At 72.8% G+C, this 15,047-nt stretch carries 15 protein-coding genes; 12 read left to right on the forward strand and 3 right to left on the reverse strand.

Annotated features, from left to right (window positions below):
- Positions 1-18 precede the first annotated feature (18 nt).
- The 3 genes from JOD95_RS10145 to JOD95_RS10155 all read left to right on the forward strand — a co-directional run bounded on the left by JOD95_RS10145 (position 19) and on the right by JOD95_RS10155 (position 2,581).
- Positions 19-591, forward strand: coding sequence for a transcriptional regulator (locus JOD95_RS10145; protein WP_209684870.1), 573 nt, complete (start codon positions 19-21; stop codon positions 589-591).
- Positions 588-1,856, forward strand: coding sequence for an MFS transporter (locus JOD95_RS10150; RefSeq protein ID WP_209684871.1), 1,269 nt, complete (start codon positions 588-590; stop codon positions 1,854-1,856). The genes JOD95_RS10145 and JOD95_RS10150 overlap by 4 nt, the downstream gene beginning before the upstream one ends.
- A gap of 245 nt (positions 1,857-2,101) precedes the next feature.
- The gene (locus tag JOD95_RS10155) at positions 2,102-2,581 is read left to right on the forward strand and encodes a hypothetical protein (RefSeq protein WP_209684872.1); all 480 of its coding nucleotides are present in this window, start codon (positions 2,102-2,104) and stop codon (positions 2,579-2,581) included.
- 157 nt (positions 2,582-2,738) lie between these two features.
- On the opposite strand, the gene JOD95_RS10160 is transcribed toward JOD95_RS10155, so the two are convergent.
- Complete coding sequence (locus tag JOD95_RS10160) at positions 2,739-4,211, reverse strand: NCS2 family permease (RefSeq protein ID WP_209684873.1); 1,473 nt, start codon at positions 4,209-4,211, stop codon at positions 2,739-2,741.
- A 147-nt stretch (positions 4,212-4,358) separates the two neighbouring features.
- Between JOD95_RS10160 and folE the strand changes: the two genes are divergently transcribed.
- The 4 genes from folE to JOD95_RS10180 are packed head-to-tail and all read left to right on the forward strand — an operon-like array spanning position 4,359 to position 7,313.
- Positions 4,359-4,964 carry a GTP cyclohydrolase I gene (gene folE, locus JOD95_RS10165; protein WP_235426399.1) on the forward strand — a complete coding sequence of 202 codons (606 nt, stop codon included), beginning with the start codon at positions 4,359-4,361 and terminating at the stop codon, positions 4,962-4,964.
- Positions 4,961-5,899, forward strand: a complete 939-nt coding sequence (gene folP, locus JOD95_RS10170; protein ID WP_209684874.1) for a dihydropteroate synthase — start codon at positions 4,961-4,963, stop codon at positions 5,897-5,899. Before folE ends, folP begins: the two co-directional genes overlap by 4 nt.
- Positions 5,896-6,642 (forward strand): pyrimidine reductase family protein, encoded by a 747-nt coding sequence (locus JOD95_RS10175; protein WP_209684875.1) that lies wholly within the window; start codon positions 5,896-5,898, stop codon positions 6,640-6,642. The genes folP and JOD95_RS10175 overlap by 4 nt, the downstream gene beginning before the upstream one ends.
- A 17-nt stretch (positions 6,643-6,659) precedes the next feature.
- Complete coding sequence (locus JOD95_RS10180) at positions 6,660-7,313, forward strand: HAD-IA family hydrolase (protein ID WP_209684876.1); 654 nt, start codon at positions 6,660-6,662, stop codon at positions 7,311-7,313.
- 3 nt (positions 7,314-7,316) lie between these two features.
- Here the strand turns inward: JOD95_RS10180 and JOD95_RS10185 are convergent, their stop codons facing one another.
- On the reverse strand, positions 7,317-9,038 hold the full coding sequence (locus tag JOD95_RS10185) for an RNA-binding domain-containing protein (RefSeq protein WP_209684877.1): 1,722 nt from the start codon (positions 9,036-9,038) through the stop codon (positions 7,317-7,319).
- Between the two features lie 288 nt (positions 9,039-9,326).
- On the opposite strand from JOD95_RS10185, the gene JOD95_RS10190 reads away from it, so the two are divergent.
- Positions 9,327-9,872 (forward strand): type 1 glutamine amidotransferase domain-containing protein, encoded by a 546-nt coding sequence (locus tag JOD95_RS10190; protein WP_066657169.1) that lies wholly within the window; start codon positions 9,327-9,329, stop codon positions 9,870-9,872.
- Positions 9,873-10,000: 128 nt separating this feature from the next.
- Here the strand turns inward: JOD95_RS10190 and JOD95_RS10195 are convergent, their stop codons facing one another.
- Positions 10,001-10,498 (reverse strand): molybdenum cofactor biosysynthesis protein, encoded by a 498-nt coding sequence (locus JOD95_RS10195; protein WP_209684940.1) that lies wholly within the window; start codon positions 10,496-10,498, stop codon positions 10,001-10,003.
- A gap of 317 nt (positions 10,499-10,815) precedes the next feature.
- Between JOD95_RS10195 and JOD95_RS10200 the strand changes: the two genes are divergently transcribed.
- The 4 genes from JOD95_RS10200 to JOD95_RS10215 all read left to right on the forward strand — a co-directional run bounded on the left by JOD95_RS10200 (position 10,816) and on the right by JOD95_RS10215 (position 14,943).
- A complete protein-coding gene (locus JOD95_RS10200) occupies positions 10,816-12,402 on the forward strand; it encodes a DNA-3-methyladenine glycosylase 2 family protein (RefSeq protein ID WP_209684878.1) in 1,587 nt (528 codons plus the stop codon).
- Positions 12,399-12,917 carry a methylated-DNA--[protein]-cysteine S-methyltransferase gene (locus JOD95_RS10205; RefSeq protein ID WP_209684879.1) on the forward strand — a complete coding sequence of 173 codons (519 nt, stop codon included), beginning with the start codon at positions 12,399-12,401 and terminating at the stop codon, positions 12,915-12,917. Before JOD95_RS10200 ends, JOD95_RS10205 begins: the two co-directional genes overlap by 4 nt.
- A 213-nt stretch (positions 12,918-13,130) precedes the next feature.
- Positions 13,131-13,988: an alpha/beta fold hydrolase gene (locus JOD95_RS10210; protein WP_058729653.1), complete on the forward strand. Its 858-nt coding sequence runs from the start codon at positions 13,131-13,133 to the stop codon at positions 13,986-13,988.
- An 82-nt stretch (positions 13,989-14,070) separates the two neighbouring features.
- Positions 14,071-14,943, forward strand: coding sequence for a hypothetical protein (locus JOD95_RS10215; protein ID WP_081985143.1), 873 nt, complete (start codon positions 14,071-14,073; stop codon positions 14,941-14,943).
- Positions 14,944-15,047: the final 104 nt, after the last annotated feature.

Consider the following 15,047-nt stretch of genomic DNA (forward strand, 5'->3'; position numbering starts at 1 on the left):
TGCACCTATGGTCGAGCCATGGACGTGCAGCGACTCGACGACGCGGCGCAGATGCGCGCGCTCGCCCACCCGACCCGGCTGCGGCTCGTCGGGCTGCTCCGGACCGGTGGCCCGCAGACCGCGGCGATGCTCGGCGAGCAGGTCGACGAGGCACCGGGGACGATCAGCTACCACTGCAAGCGCCTGGCCGACGCCGGCTTCATCGAGCCCGCACCCGAGCTCGGCACCGACCGACGTGAGCGCTGGTGGCGGGCGGTCGCGCAGCACACGTCGTGGGACCTCGCGGACGGCTTCGACGACCCCGACCGGATGATCGCCGGCACCGCGCTCGACCGGACCGTCGCGCAGGCGTACGCCGACGAGTACACGGCGTTCCTCGACCACGTCCCGGCCTTCGGGCGCGAGTGGGTCGCGGCGTCGAACAGCGGCGACCGGACCCTCCGGCTGACGATCGACGAGCTGCGTGCCCTCGGGTCGGAGCTGCAGGGCGTCCTCGACCGGTGGGAGGCGCGGAGCGCCGAGCACGAACCCGGCGACGGTGCCGAGCGGGTCACCGCGGTCGTCCAGAGCTACCGGTCGGCGCGCCCGTGAACGCGCACTGGCGGCTGCGGTCGCTGCTCGCCGTCCAGGTGGTCTCGCGGACCGGGAACGTCGCGACGACGATCGCGGTGCCGTTCGTGGTGCTCTCCCGCGGCGGGTCGGCGACGGACGTCGGCATCGCGGCCTTCGCGGCGACGATCCCGATCGTGCTCGGCGGGGCCTTCGGCGGCGTGCTCGTCGAGCGCTTCGGGTTCGTCCGGTCGAGCGTGGCGTCCGACCTGGTCAGCGCCGTGACGCTCGTCGCGATCCCGCTCCTGGCGTGGACGGTCGGGCTGCCGGCCTGGGCGCTGCTCGTGCTCGTGTTCCTCGGCGGCCTGTTCGACACCCCGGGGGAGTCGGGCCGTCGGGTGCTCCTGCCGGGACTCGCGACGGCGGCGGGGATCCCGCTCGAGCGTGCCGTGGGCCACTTCGAGGCGTCGGTGCGCTTCTCGGTGCTGCTCGGCGCCCCCGCGGCGGGACTGCTCGTGGGCGCCGTCGGGCCGTTGCCCGCACTGGCCGTGACCGCCGCCGTGTTCGGGGCGGCAGCGGTGCTCGCCGCCGTCACGCTGCGGGGTGTCGTCGTCGCCCCCGCGACCGACGCGGGCGCCGCCGAGCCGTCCGCCGGGTACTGGCGCGACCTCGGCGCCGGGCTGCGCTTCTGCGTGCGCGACCCGCTCTTCCGGCTCGTCATCGCGCTCGTGCTCGTGACGAACCTGCTCGACGCGGCGCGCTCGACAGCGCTGCTCCCGCTCTACGCCGACCGAGTGCTCGACGGCGCGCAGTCGCTCGGGATCGTCAGCGGGACCTTCGGTGGTGCGGCGTTCCTCGGGTCCCTCGCGTTCGGGTACGTGGCGCACCGGGTGCCCCGGCGGATCACGTTCGTGGTGTGCTTCGTCCTGGCCGGCGGGCCGTCGCTCGCGGTGCCGGCACTCGGACTCGGGCTGCCGTGGGTGCTCGGCGCGTGCGTGCTGTCGGGCTTCGCGGCGGGCGCGCTCAACCCGATCCTGGGGGCCGTCGAGCTCGAGCGCATCCCGTCGCACATGCGGGCCCGGGTGTTCGGGCTCCTGTCGGCGGGGTCGTGGGCGGGCATCCCGCTCGGCGGACTCTTCGGGGGCATCGCTGCGGACGGCATCGGCGTGACCGGGACGTTCGCGATCGTGGCCGTGGTCTACACGATCGTCACGCTGTCGCCGCTGCTCGGTGGGTCCTGGCGGCTCATGGAGCGCCCGACGGCGACGGCGCCCGCGGCCGTGCCGCCGACGGTCCCGGTCCCGTAGCCCGGCCGGCCAGCCGGTCGGCAGCGCTCGCGGGGCGGCCGGCCGCGGCGCTCGCGGCGGCGCGGTCCGTCGTCACGCCGCACCACCGGAAGCACGTCGCACCACGGGATTCCGTGGTGCGACGCGCTTGCGGTCGTGCGCGAGCGAGTCGAACCAGCGCACGACCGCACCAGCCGAACGCGACGAAGGAGCCCGTCCCGCACTTGCTCGGAGCGACCCGAGCGACGCTCCGGTAGACGAGGAGCATGACGGACGAGCGCAACGCAGACGGCCAGGCAGCAGACGGACAGGGACCGGACGACGCACACGTGGTGCCCGAGGGGGTGTCCGAGGCCACGGTCGAGGCGCTCGGCGCGCTGTCGGCCGCACTCGAGGTGCTCGAGCACGCACGGGGCCTGCTCTACGGGTTCCACCGACTCACCGGGACCGCGGACCTGAACCTCGGCGAGGCCGTCGAACAGCTCCGGAAGGCCGGCCACACCGAGCTCGCCGAGCGGATCGACACCGAGCTGGTCGGCCGCAACGTCATCGACGGCCGGTGGACGTTCCAGATCGTCGAGGACTACGACGACAACTACTACGCCCTCGCCAAGGAGCTCGAGCAGACCGCCCGCGACCAGCTCGTCGGCGGCAAGCGCCACCTGTACGAGGCGGGCATGAAGGAGGACCGGCGCACCCCGGGCCGACGCCGCCACGAGGCCAAGCCGGCGGACGTGTCGGACTGACGACGCGCCTCCAGGCCGGACGTACCGGACGCACCGGACGCACTCTCGCGGAACGCACCGTGGGCGGCCCCTCGCAGCGGAACGTCGCTGCGAAGCACCGCCCACGTTGCGTCTCGCGGAAAGCGCGGAAAGCGCGGTACGCGGAAACGGGAGCGCGCTACCCGACGCCGAGCAGCGCCTCGAGCGGCCCGCGCGCGAAGTACAGCAGGAAGCCCGCCGCGACGACGTAGAGGAGCCAGGAGACCTCGCGGCCGCGGCCGGACAGCAGCTTGATGAGCACCCAGCTGATGAAGCCGGCGCCGATGCCGTTCGCGATCGAGTAGGTCAGCGGCATCACGACGATCGTCAGGAACGCCGGCAGCGCAGCACCGAAGTCACTCCACTCGATGTCCTTCACCTGCGCGACCATGAGCGCACCGACGACGACGAGTCCGGCGGCCGCGACCTCGAGCGGGACGACCTGGGTCAGGGGCGTGAGGAACATCGACGCCAGGAACAGCAGGCCCGTCACGACCGAGGCCATGCCCGTGCGGGCTCCCTCGCCGATGCCCGACGCCGAGTCGATGAAGACCGTGTTCGACGACACCGAGGCGCCACCACCGGCGATGGCGCCGGCACCCTCGACGACGAGCGCCGACTTCAGGCGGGGGAAGGTGCCGTCGGGCTTCGCGACACCGGCGGCCTTCGCGAGCCCGGTCATCGTGCCCATCGCGTCGAAGAAGTTCGTGAAGACGAGGGTGAAGACGAGCATCGACGCGGCGACCGGGCCGATGCGGGTGAACGCTCCGAAGACGTCGGCGTGCCCGACGAGCGACAGGTCCGGCAGCGCGAAGAGGGCGTTCGGCAGGCCGGGGGCGTTGAGGTTCCAGCCGGTGGGGGAGTCGACCGAGGTGGGGACCTTGAAGATCGCCTGCAGGACGATGGCGATCACGGTGGTGCCGATGATGCCGATGAGCAGCGCGCCCTTCACCCGGCGGGCCATGAGCGTGCCGATGATGACCAGGCCGATCAGGAACACGATCGTGGGCAGGGCCGCGACGGAGCCGTCCTCACCGAGCTGCAGCGGCGGCGAGGCGTTCTTCGTGGTGCGCACGAACCCCGAGTCGACCAGACCGATGAACGCGATGAACAGGCCGATGCCGACGGTGATCGCGGCCTTGAGCTGCGCGGGCACGGCCGTGAAGATCATCGTCCGGATGCCGGTCAACGCCAGGATCACGATCACCACGCCGTTGATGACGACGAGGCCCATCGCCTCGGCCCAGGTCACCTGGTGCACGACGCTCACGGCGAGGAACGAGTTGATCCCGAGGCCCGCGGCGATGCCGAACGGCAGGTTCGCGACGAGGCCCATCGCGATCGTCATCACACCGGCGACGAGGCCGGTCGCGGCGGCGACCTGCGCGTTCTGCAGCCAGCCGCCGAGGACGTCCTGCGGCGCCTGGTCCTGACTGAACCCGCCGAGGATCAGCGGGTTGAGGATGACGATGTAGGCCATCGTCACGAAGGAGACGAGACCACCACGGATCTCACGGGGGATGCTCGACCCGCGGTGCGTGATCGAGAAGAAGCGGTCGAGGCCGGATGCGAAGCGGTTCCGGGGCGGGGTGTCGGTCTGCTGGGCGCTCACCGAACGAGTTTACAGAACGCTGGGAGTCCGAGCGGCTCGTGTGTCGCTGCAGGGCACCGGCCTGGAGGCGCGGGTCACCGACCCGGGGGACGGTGCGTCCGACAGGCGGCCGCGTTCTGCGGCCATCCGACGGTGTTGGATGAGAGCGTGAACGAACGTCTGGACCGCGCGCGGGTCGAAGCCGCCGTGCGCGAGCTCCTCCTCGCCGTCGGCGACGACCCTGACCGCCCCGAGCTCGAACGGACCCCGGCACGCGTCGCCGACTCGTACGCCGAGTTCTTCGCCGGCATGGGGGTCGACGCCACCGCGATCGCACGCTCCGGCGCCGTGCACTCCGAGGACGGGGAGCGCGGGCAGCTCGTGGTCGTCCGCGACGTGCGGTTCCGTTCGATGTGCGAGCACCACCTGCTGCCGTTCATCGGCGTCGCCCACCTGGCGTACGCGCCGGGCGAGCAGCTCATCGGCCTCGGGACCCTGTCGCGCGTGCTCGACGCCGTGGCCTCCCGGCCGCAGCTGCAGGAGCGTCTCGGCGAGCAGGTCGCGTCGGCGGTGGCCCAGGGGCTCGACGCCGACGGCGTGCTCGTCGTGCTCGACGCGACGCACCAGTGCGTCACCGCCCGCGGCGAACGGCAGTCGGGCTCGTCGACGGTGACCGTCGCCGCGACCGGCAGCCTGGCCGAGGCGTCGGGGCGGGCCGAGGCGATCGCGCTCATCGGGACGGGCGCCGGGACCGACCACGGGGCGGACGCATGACGAGCGAGCAGCCGACCACGGGCCTCAAGGCCGTGACACCCGCAGCCGGCTGGGTCGTGCCGGCCCTGCGCGACCCGGTCCGCACCATCGGGCGCCGCACCTTCGACTTCGACCACCGCATCGCCGTGATGGCGATCGTGAACCGCACGCCGGACTCGTTCCACGACAAGGGTGCGACCTTCGCACTCGACCGGGCCGTCGAGGCCGCCGTCCGCGCGGCCGACCAGGGCGCCGACTGGGTCGACATCGGCGGGGTCAAGTTCGCGCCGGGGCCCGAGCTGTCCGCCGACGACGAGATCGACCGGGTGCTGCCCGTCGTGTCCCAGCTCGCCGAGCAGTCCGACGTCGTGATCTCGGTCGACACCTTCCGGCCCGAGGTCGCTGCGGCGACGATCGCCGCGGGGGCCAGCGTCGTCAACGACACCACGGGGTTGTCCGACCCGCGGATGGCGTCCGTGGTCGCCGACTCCGACGCGACCGTCGTGATCACGCACTCGACCGCCCCGCCGCGCCAGCAGCTGCCGACGCCGCCGACGTACGCCGACGTGACCGCCTCGGTCGTGGACTTCCTGCGCGAGCGGGTCGACCGTGCGCTCGCGGCGCGGATCCCCGAGTCGCGGATCATCGTCGACCCCGGGCACGACCTCAACAAGAACACCGTGCACACGCTCGAGCTGACCCGACGGCTGCCCGAGGTCGTCGCGCTCGGGTTCCCGGTGCTCGCAGCGGTGTCGAACAAGGACTTCGTGGGGGAGTCCCTCGGGCGTCCCCGTGGTGCTCGCCTGTCGGGGTCGCTCGCCGCGGCGACCGTCAGCGCGATGCTCGGTGCCCGGATCGTCCGCATGCACGATGTCGTCGAGAGCGTCGACGCGATGCGCATGGTCGAGGCGGTCCTCGGTTGGCGCGAACCCGTGGAAGCGAGGCACAACACGTGAACAGCCCCTCCCTGCCGGCGTCGATCGCCGACCTGTCCGACGACGAGCTGCTCGACCGGTACACCGCGGACGTCCCCGACGGCCCCTGGCTGCGGGTGAACTTCGTCGCGACGCTCGACGGTTCGGCGTCCGCGTCGGGTCGCACGGCGTCCCTCGGCGGGGACGACGACCTGCGCGTGTTCGACCTGCTCCGCCGGGTCGCCGACGTCGTGCTCGTGGCCGCCGGCACCGTGCGCGACGAGGAGTACGGCCCGATGGTGCTGCACGACGAGGACGTCGCCTGGCGCCGCGCGAAGGGGATGCCCGACCACCCGGTCTTCGCGATCGTCACGAACTCCGCGTCGGTGGACGCGGGCTCGCGGGTGTTCACCGAGGCTCCGGTGCGGCCGATCGTGCTGACGTCCGGGTCCGGTGCCGCGTCGTCGTCCGGGCAGGCCCTGGCGTCCGTCGCGGACGTCGTGGACTGCGGCTCGGATGCTGTCGACGTGGGTGCCGTGCGGGACGCCCTGGCCGTTCGGGGCCTCGACCGGATCCACTGCGAGGGCGGTCCGTCGTTCCTCGGGGCGCTCGTCGCCGCCGACGCGGTCGACGAACTGACGCTGACGATCGACCCGACGCTCGAGGGCGGCGAGGGTCCGCGCATCGCGACCGGGTCCTCGCCGGAGCTGCGCCGGATGCGGCCCGCGCACGTGCTGCTCGGCGACGGCGGTGTGCTGCTGACCCGGTGGGTGCGCGACCGGTAGCGGCTAGGGTCGGACGCGTGATCGACGTCGTGGTGTCCGGGGTGCTGTTCGACATGGACGGGACGCTCGTCGACTCGACCGCCGTGGTCGAGGAGGCGTGGAGCCGCTTCGGTGCGGAGCACGGCATCGACCCCACCGAGATCCTCGGCTTCTCGCACGGGCGGCAGACGATCGACACCGTGCAGCGCTTCCTGCCGCACCTGGCCCCGGACGAGCAGCGGGCGATCGTCGCGACGATGATCGCCGCCGAGATCGGGTACACCGAGGGCATCGTCGAGGTGCCGGGAGCGGGCGCGTTCGTGCAGCGCCTGCTCGACACCGGTGTGCCGGTCGCCCTCGTCACGAGCGCGCCGCGGGAGCTCGCGGTGGAGCGGATGCGGGCCGCGGGGGTCCCGGTGCCCGAGGCCCTCGTGCCCTCGGAGGACGCCGAGCGGAGCAAGCCGCACCCCGAGGGCTACCTGCGTGGTGCCGCGCTGCTCGGGGTGCCGCCGGAGCGGTGCCTGGCGTTCGAGGACGCCCCCGCCGGGGTCGAGGCCGCCGTCGCCTCCGGAGCCACGACCGTCGTCGTCGGGACGCTCGAGGCACCGGTCACCGCAGGGCTGCCGCGCATCACGGGGTACGACGGCATCGAGGTCGTCCGCGAGGGGTCCGCTTTCCGCATCCGGGGCTGAACATCATCGCCTCCGTCGAGATGTCTTCTCCGGGAACGCTTCGCCCGGCCCGTACTTGACAGCCGGACCGCGCTTCTGTTCGCTCACCCGAACGAGGACCTCCTGATCGACCAAGTCGCGGAGAATGTCCCGCGCTGCGTACACGTCGACGTCGAAGAGGCGCTGGACTGTTGCATTGTTCACGGTGCCGTACTCGCGTACGTGGTCCGTCACTTTTCGTGCTCGATCTGTGTCTGAGCGGGCCTGGTACTTGATGGCGGGGCCGAGGGCAGCGATCGATGCACCTCGGAATCGGTAGGTCGGCTTCCTGGCGTTCTTCGTGCTTGCCGTCGGCTCCAGGAAGCCGTCCTCGTCGTTGGCGATCCTCGTCAGAAGATTCTGCGCTGCCTCCTCTGGACGCTGCACCACCGTGGCAAGCTTCGCAGCGGTGATGGTCTTGTTCGTAGTTAAGTAGGACACCAAGAGCAGGACGTCCGTGTCGTTCTGATCTCGGTCCGGGAGCTCCGAGACGAACTTCGTGATTCGAGTGTTCGGCGGGCCGCCGGCGAGCTGCACGATCGTCTCCGGCCGCTCACCGGTCCGGACGCTCACCGTGGGTGCCGATCGCCCGCTACGGATCATCTCGCGGAACATGCGATCGACACCCTGGCCCCACCGCTCCGCGAGTCCAAGCGATCGAAGAGCGTCCGCCAAAGCGGGGAATCGGGATTTCGGCGGATGCGTGAGGATGTTGTCCGGCGAGATGCCCGGAACGAGTGTCCCGGGCGACATGATCGTCAACGCTTCCGGGGAGTGCTCGACCTGGATCGGCTGGTGGTCACGGTGGTCTCCGTGCATCACCGCGTTCGTGAGCGCTTCGCGGACCGCGGTCAGCGGGTAGTCCTCGATCTGAATCTGTTGCCCAGACCGCAAGTTCACAGGGGTCGTGCCGATTCGGAACTCGAGGAGGGCGACCAACTCGGCGTAGGCGATCAGCAACGGTCCGTTCCACCGACGGCCGAGGTCCGTCTCCCCTCCAGCGGAGACCCGGTGTTGATAGGCCAGGACTTCGCGGCCGTCCCGCGGCGTGGCCAGCAGGATCTCGCCAGCGCGGTTGAGGAGTCCGGAGTCGTCCACCAGTCCGAGGGTGCCCAGAAGGTCAGTCGACGGCGCTTCCGCGAGGGCGCTCAGTGACGTGCTCGACGAACGCCGGACGAAGGACCTCAGGAGAGCGAGCGCATCCGCGTCGACGTCGGTGAGTGGACGTGCGGCGGACGCTGCGCTCCAGTCGCCGCCTCGTCGCTCGTCGTCCAGGCGACTGACATCGGCCGTGCTCATGGGTTCGCAGTGGTCTCCCACTCGCTTCGTCGGCATCTTCTGGCGGGAGGAGTAGACCTCGAGCCCCTCCCGGACATCGATGATCAGCAGCGTGACGCCGGAGTAGGTCATGGAGCGGACCGAGACATCGAGCGCTGGGCGCGTGACGTCGTAGATGCGTCGGCGGAGGTACTGCGGGTCGAGACCGGTGCCGAGGAACGCGTCCGGTCCGAGCACGTCATCCGCTACACCGACGACGATCGTGCCGCCAGCAGCATTTGCGAAGCAGGCCGCGGCGTCGGCCATGTCGTTGGCGGTGTCTTGCTTTGACCTCTGTTCACGTTTGAAGTCGAGTGCGTCGCCTTCAAGGTCGTTTGCCGTCGACTGTCCAGCGAGGATCTGCATGAGTAGCGGTTCGATTTCGATCACAGAGTTTGACCGTCCTTTGGGTCGAGCGTTACTTTCACACCGCCCCCAAACTACTCGCAAACTTCGCGGTGCTCAACGGGCCGTCTCGGGTCGACTCGGGACGCTCGAGGCACCGGTCACCGCAGGGCTGCCGCGCATCACGGGGTACGACGGCATCGAGGTCGTCCGCGAGGGGTCCGCTTTCCGCATCCGGGGCTGAACGTCGGCTCCGGACTGCGAACGTCCCCAGGCCGTCCGGACGACCGTGGACATCGCGCCGGGAGACCCCCGGCAGCGGAAGGAGCGACCATGGCAGCCCTCGACGGCAAGAAGATCCTCGTCATCGCGACGAACTACGGCGTGGAGCAGGACGAGATCGTCGTCCCCACCGACCAGCTCCGCGAGCGCGGTGCCGACGTCACGGTGGCGGCGCAGGAGTCCGGCTCGATCGAGACCCTCGTCGGCGACAAGGACCCGGGCAAGTCGGTCTCCGTCGACACCACCATCGGCAGTGTCAGCGGCGCAGGCGACTACGACGCACTCGTCGTCCCCGGTGGCACCATCAACGCGGACACCATCCGCCAGGACTCGGACGCGGTCGCACTCGTGAAGGCCTTCGCCGAGGCGGGCAAGCCCGTCGCCGCGATCTGCCACGGCCCGTGGACCCTCATCGAGGCCGGTGTGCTGCAGGGCAGGACCATCACCTCGTTCCCCTCGCTGCAGACCGACGTGCGCAACGCCGGCGCCGAGTGGGTCGACCAGGAGGTCCAGGTCGACGGCGGCCTGATCACGTCGCGCAACCCCGACGACCTGCCGGCGTTCGTCGACGCGATCGAGCAGGCGCTCACCGCCTGACCCGCTCGCACCACGCACCGTGGGCGGCACCTCGCAGGGCTACGGCGCTGCGAGGTGCCGCCCACGGTGCGTTCCCCGGAACGGCCGGAACGGCCGGAACGGGCGGGAGCGCCGGGCACACCCGTCCGTCAGAGCGCGACGGGGCGCGCCGTGCGGAGCACCGCGGGCCCGAGGGTGAGCACGCCGTCGGACTCCGGGTCGCAGCGCACCCCGCCCAGCCCGCGCATCGCCCGGAACGCGCCGGGAGCCACCTCGTGGTCCATCCAGGCGCACGGGTTCGCCGGCCGGTACCCGCGGAAGGACACCGGACCGCCGGACCCCGGGCTCTCGAGCGAGAACGGCGAACCCCGGAGTGCCTCGACGTCGGCACCCCGCAGGTACACGTTGCGCCGGGTCGCCACGGGGTCGACGGGGGCACCCACCGCCTCGGCCACGGCGTCGAGCCCCTCGAGACCGATCACCGTGACGGTGGCGTGCACGTGCGCCCGTGCGGCGAAGTAGCGGTCACCGACGATGCCGAGTCCCGCCCGGAGCTCGATCCGGTCGCGGAGCTCCGGGCCCGCGGCCGGCAGCGCCCCGTCCGCCGGGCGCCCCTCGTAGCGGTGGTGCGGGGAGACGAGCAGCATCGCGACCTCGACGTCGGTGCGGAAGGGCAGGTCGCCGGGGCCGGCCACGTCGTCGACGGAGGTCACGGCGCCCACGGTAGTCGTGCCTCCCGGCCGGCACCGCTGCCCCGCTGCCGTGGTGAGACGCCGGCGTGCGCGCGAGACGCCGCGAAGGTTGTGAGACGCCGCCGGATCCCGCGGCGTCTCGGAGCGAACGGTGCGTCTCGACGCGACGCCGCCGTCTCGACACAGCCGCCGACCGCCGGTACACACCGCCGCCCCGCTGCCGTGTCCGATTCCCGCCAGTACCTGTCGGGGGCCCGTGCCAGGCTGACCGCGTGACGAACCCCGCGACCCGTACGGAGCCGCAGCCCGACGCGCTGCACGCCGAGCGCCACCGCGCCGTCGCCTCCCGCGACGCGCGGTTCGACGGCCAGTTCGTCACCGCCGTGCACTCCACCGGCATCTACTGCCGCCCGAGCTGCCCCGCCCGGACCCCGCGCGCCGAGGGCGTCACGTTCTACCGCACGAGTGCCGCCGCCCACCTCGCCGGCTTCCGCGCGTGCAAGCGCTGCCTGCCCGAGGCGACGCCGGGCAGCCCGGAGTGGGACCTCCGTGAGGACGTCGCCGGCCGTGCCGTCCGACTCGTCCTCGACGGCGTCGTCGAGCGCGAGGGGGTACCCGGCCTGGCCGCCCGCGTGGGGTACTCCGAGCGGCAGCTGGGCCGGATCATGACCGAGGAGCTCGGGGCCGGACCGAAGGCCCTCAGCCGGGCGCACCGTGCACAGACCGCGCGGACGCTCCTGACCTCGTCGGACCTGCCGGTGGCCGACGTCGCGTTCGCCTCCGGCTTCACGAGCGTCCGGCAGTTCAACGACACCGTGCGCGAGGTCTTCGCCCTCACCCCCTCCGAGCTCCGCGCGCGCCGGACCGACCGGCCGACGTCGGCCGACGACGGCTGGCTGCACGTCCACCTCCCCGCGCGCGCGCCCTTCGACCTGCAGGGCCTGCTCGACTGGCACGCGCTCCACGCGCTGCCGGGGCTGGAGCACGTCGAGCGGGACGCCTCGGGCCGCGTCACGGCCTACGGTCGCCTCGTCGCCCTGCCGGGAGGCCCGGCCCGCTTCACCGCCTCGGCCCCCGCCACCGACGGGGTCGGCAGGGGCGCGGGGCGCGTCGGGGTCGCCCTGCGCGTCCGGCTCACGACGCTCTCCGACCTGCCGACGCTCGTGGCGCGGGTGCGGGCCCTGTTCGACCTCGACGCCGACCCCGAGGCGGTCGACGCCGTCCTCGCCACGGACCCCGTCCTCGCCCCGGCGGTCGCCCGGGTCCCCGGCATCCGCCTCCCCGGCGCCGTCGACGCACACGAGGTCGTGTTCCGCACCCTGATCGGGCAGCAGGTCTCCGTGGCCGCCGCCCGCACCGCACAGACCCGGCTCGTCGCAGCCCTCGGGGAGTCGGTCGACCCGGGGCTGGCCGAGGACGGGCTGCTGTTCCCGACCGCGACGACGATCGCGACCCGCGGGCACGAGGTCCTGCGGGGACCCGCGGCACGGGTGGACACGATCCTGCGCGTCGCGGCGGCGCTCGCCGACGGGTCGCTCGTCGTCGACGCGGGACAGTCCCTCGCGGAGCTGCGCGCCGGGCTCCTGGCGGTGAAGGGCATCGGGCCGTGGACGGCGGACTACGTGGCCCTGCGGGTCCGGCACCACCCGGACGTGTTCCTGCACAGCGACCTCGCCGTGCGGAACGGTGCACAGGAACTCGGACTGCCCGGTGGCGCCCGCGAGCTCTCCCTACGGTCGGAGCAGGTGGCGCCGTGGCGGAGCTACCTGACGATGCACTGCTGGCGTCCGATCGTCGACCGCGCGAGCGCGACGGCGGAGGCAGCAGCGGCGACGGACCACCAGGAGGAGACAGCATGACCGAGCCCACGACGACCATCCAGACGCTCGACACCCCCGACGGCCCCTTCACGGTGCTCGAGGACGACGAGGGGTACGTGCTCGCGTCGGGGTGGACCGACGACTCCGCACGGTTGCTCGCGCGGCTGGCTGACCGGCACCGCCCACGACGGCTGACCGACGGCCGGGTGCGTGCGGCCGAGGCGGTCGAGGCCTTCTACGCCGGCGAGGTCGAGGCGGCGATGCGGGTCCCGGTCCGGCAGCACGGCACCGACCTGTTCGCCGAGGGCTGGCGGCAGCTCCGCGCGATCCCGGCCGGCACCGTCCTGACGTACACCGAGCTCGCGGCGGCCATGGGGCGACCGGACGCCGTCCGCGCGGCTGCGAGCGTCTGCGCGCGGAACGCCCCGGCGCTCTTCGTGCCGTGTCACCGGGTGCTGCGGTCCGACGGGACGCTCGGCGGCTTCGCGTGGGGGCTCGACGTCAAGCGCTCCCTGCTCGAGCGCGAGTCGGTCGGCGTGACCGCGCTCGCCTGAGCCGCTCCGTGCGCGGGAACCGAGCGGCGACCGAGCGGGAACCGAGCGGCGATCGAGCAGGTTCGACCGAGCAGAGTGCACAGGGAACGTGGAGCGCTCCCCCTGGTTGCGGGTGGTGACGCTCACGGTCCGGACTGTCATGCTCTGGGTACCGACCCGCACGGTCCCTCCGCAGGACCCGACGCAGCGCCGTCGCGCACCTCGGAAGGACCCATGCCCCCCGACCAGCACGCCCCGCCCGGACAGCAGCCGGGGGACCCCGCGCACGTCGACCGCACGGTCGTGTCCGCGGACGGCACACCGCTCGCGGTCGCCGAGAGCGGCTCCGGGCCCGCCCTGGTGCTGGTCGGCGGCGCCTGGGACCACCACGGCAGCCCGGCGGTCGACCGGATGGTCGCGGCCCTCAGCGACCGCTACCGGGTCGTCACCTACGACCGGCGGGGTCGGGGTGCGAGCGGGGACACCGCGCCGTGGTCGGTCGAGCGCGAGGTCGAGGACCTGGCGGCGGTCGCGGCGTCCGTCGACGGCCCGGCCGACGCGGTGGGGTGGTGCGTCGGTGCAGGGGTGGTGCTGCGTGGCCTCGCCGCCGGCGTGCCGTTCGGGCGCGCGGTGCTCTGGGAGCCGCCGTACCGCGCCACGGTCGACCCGCAGGGCGACGACGTGCTGTTCGCGGACTTCCTCGACGGGCACGTCGCGGCCGGACGCCGGGCGCAGGCGGTGCGGGCCTTCCTGTCCCGCGTGCTCGGCATCCCGATCCCGCACATCACCGCGGCGCGCCTGAAGCCCGGACTGTGGCGGTCGCTCCTGGCCGACGCACACGTGCTCTCCCGGGACGTCCGGGTGCTCAACGGCCTCTCCGTCCCCGAGCGGGTGGCGGCGTCGGTCGGCGTCCCGGTGCTCGTGGCCTCGGGCGACGGCGGCGCCGAGTGGATGCGGCAGGCCTCGGTCGCGCTGGCCGAGGCGGTGCCCGGCTCGCGGCACCTCGTCGTCCCCGGTCAGGGGCACGTGCCGGAGCCGAAGGTGCTGCGGCACCTGGTCGACCGGTTCGTCGGGCTGCCCGCGCCCGAGTGACGTGCGCGCCCGGAGCCGCTGCGGTCGGTCGTCACCGGCCGACGCGGGAGGATGGGCATCGCGGGTGCGAGAGGATGGAGGCGTGACTGCTCCCCGCCTCGGCCTGCTGCTCGACGTCGACGGACCCATCGCCAGCCCGGTGACCCGGACGATCGCGATCCCCTCGATCGTGGCGGACCTCGTCGCGCTCGCCGCCGAGGGCGTCCCGATCGTCTTCAACACCGGCCGCAGCGACGCGTTCATCCGCGAGCAGGTCGTCGGTCCGCTGATCGCCGGAGGGCTCGCGGAGGGCGGCCGGGTGCACGCGGTGTGCGAGAAGGGTGCCGTCTGGTGCTCGATCGGCCCGCAGTACGAGGGCGGGATGAGCGACCTGGTGATCGCCGAGGACCTCGCGCTCCCGCGGGACTTCGCCGACGAGATGCGCGACCTCGTCCGTGACGAGTACGCCGACCTGGTGTTCTTCGACGAGACGAAGCACGCGATGGTCTCGATCGAGCAGCGCGTCGAGGTGCCGAACGCCGCGTACCTCGCCCGCCAGGCCGAGTTCGACGCGAAGGCGATGGCGGCGCTGGAGCGGCGCGGGCTCGGTGTCCGCCGGCTCGACGACGTCCGACCGGACGCCGACGGCGCGGTGCAGTGGCGCGTCGACCCGACGATCATCTCCACCGACGTCGAGTCCGACCGGTCCGGCAAGGACATGGGTGCCGAGCGAGCCCTCGAGCTGCTCGCGCAGGACGGGGAGCTGCCGGTGACCTGGCGGACCGTCGGCGACTCTCGTAGCGACTACGCCATGGCGGACTGGTTGCACGCCAACGGGCACGACGTCGCGCACGTGGACGTCCGGCCGGCGGACGGGGTGCCGGCGACGCCGTACCCGGTGCTCACCGCGGACGACGGCGTGATCCACGACGAGGCGGGCGCGCGCTTCCTGGCCGACTGGCGCCGCGGCGCCTGAGCTGCCCGCGTTCGGGCGGGCCTCCCGCGCCGGACCCGCGCCGAGCCTCCAGGTCGATGCCGCGATGCCGCGATGCCGCGTCTGCACGGGTGCCCGGGTGCCGA

The organism is Curtobacterium sp. 1310, from assembly GCF_017834105.1.
Classification (GTDB): Bacteria; Actinomycetota; Actinomycetes; order Actinomycetales; family Microbacteriaceae; genus Curtobacterium.

What these genes read in the sequence shown, in the direction of transcription:
- JOD95_RS10210 (WP_058729653.1), top strand. Translation starts at nt 13,131, where the DNA reads ATGCCCCCCGACCAGCACGCCCCGCCCGGACAGCAGCCGGGGGACCCC.
- JOD95_RS10155 (WP_209684872.1), top strand. Translation starts at nt 2,102, where the DNA reads ATGACGGACGAGCGCAACGCAGACGGCCAGGCAGCAGACGGACAGGGA.
- JOD95_RS10145 (WP_209684870.1), top strand. Translation starts at nt 19, where the DNA reads ATGGACGTGCAGCGACTCGACGACGCGGCGCAGATGCGCGCGCTCGCC.
- JOD95_RS10190 (WP_066657169.1), top strand. Translation starts at nt 9,327, where the DNA reads ATGGCAGCCCTCGACGGCAAGAAGATCCTCGTCATCGCGACGAACTAC.
- JOD95_RS10195 (WP_209684940.1), bottom strand. Translation starts at nt 10,498, where the DNA reads ATGCTGCTCGTCTCCCCGCACCACCGCTACGAGGGGCGCCCGGCGGAC.
- folP (WP_209684874.1), top strand. Translation starts at nt 4,961, where the DNA reads ATGACGAGCGAGCAGCCGACCACGGGCCTCAAGGCCGTGACACCCGCA.
- JOD95_RS10205 (WP_209684879.1), top strand. Translation starts at nt 12,399, where the DNA reads ATGACCGAGCCCACGACGACCATCCAGACGCTCGACACCCCCGACGGC.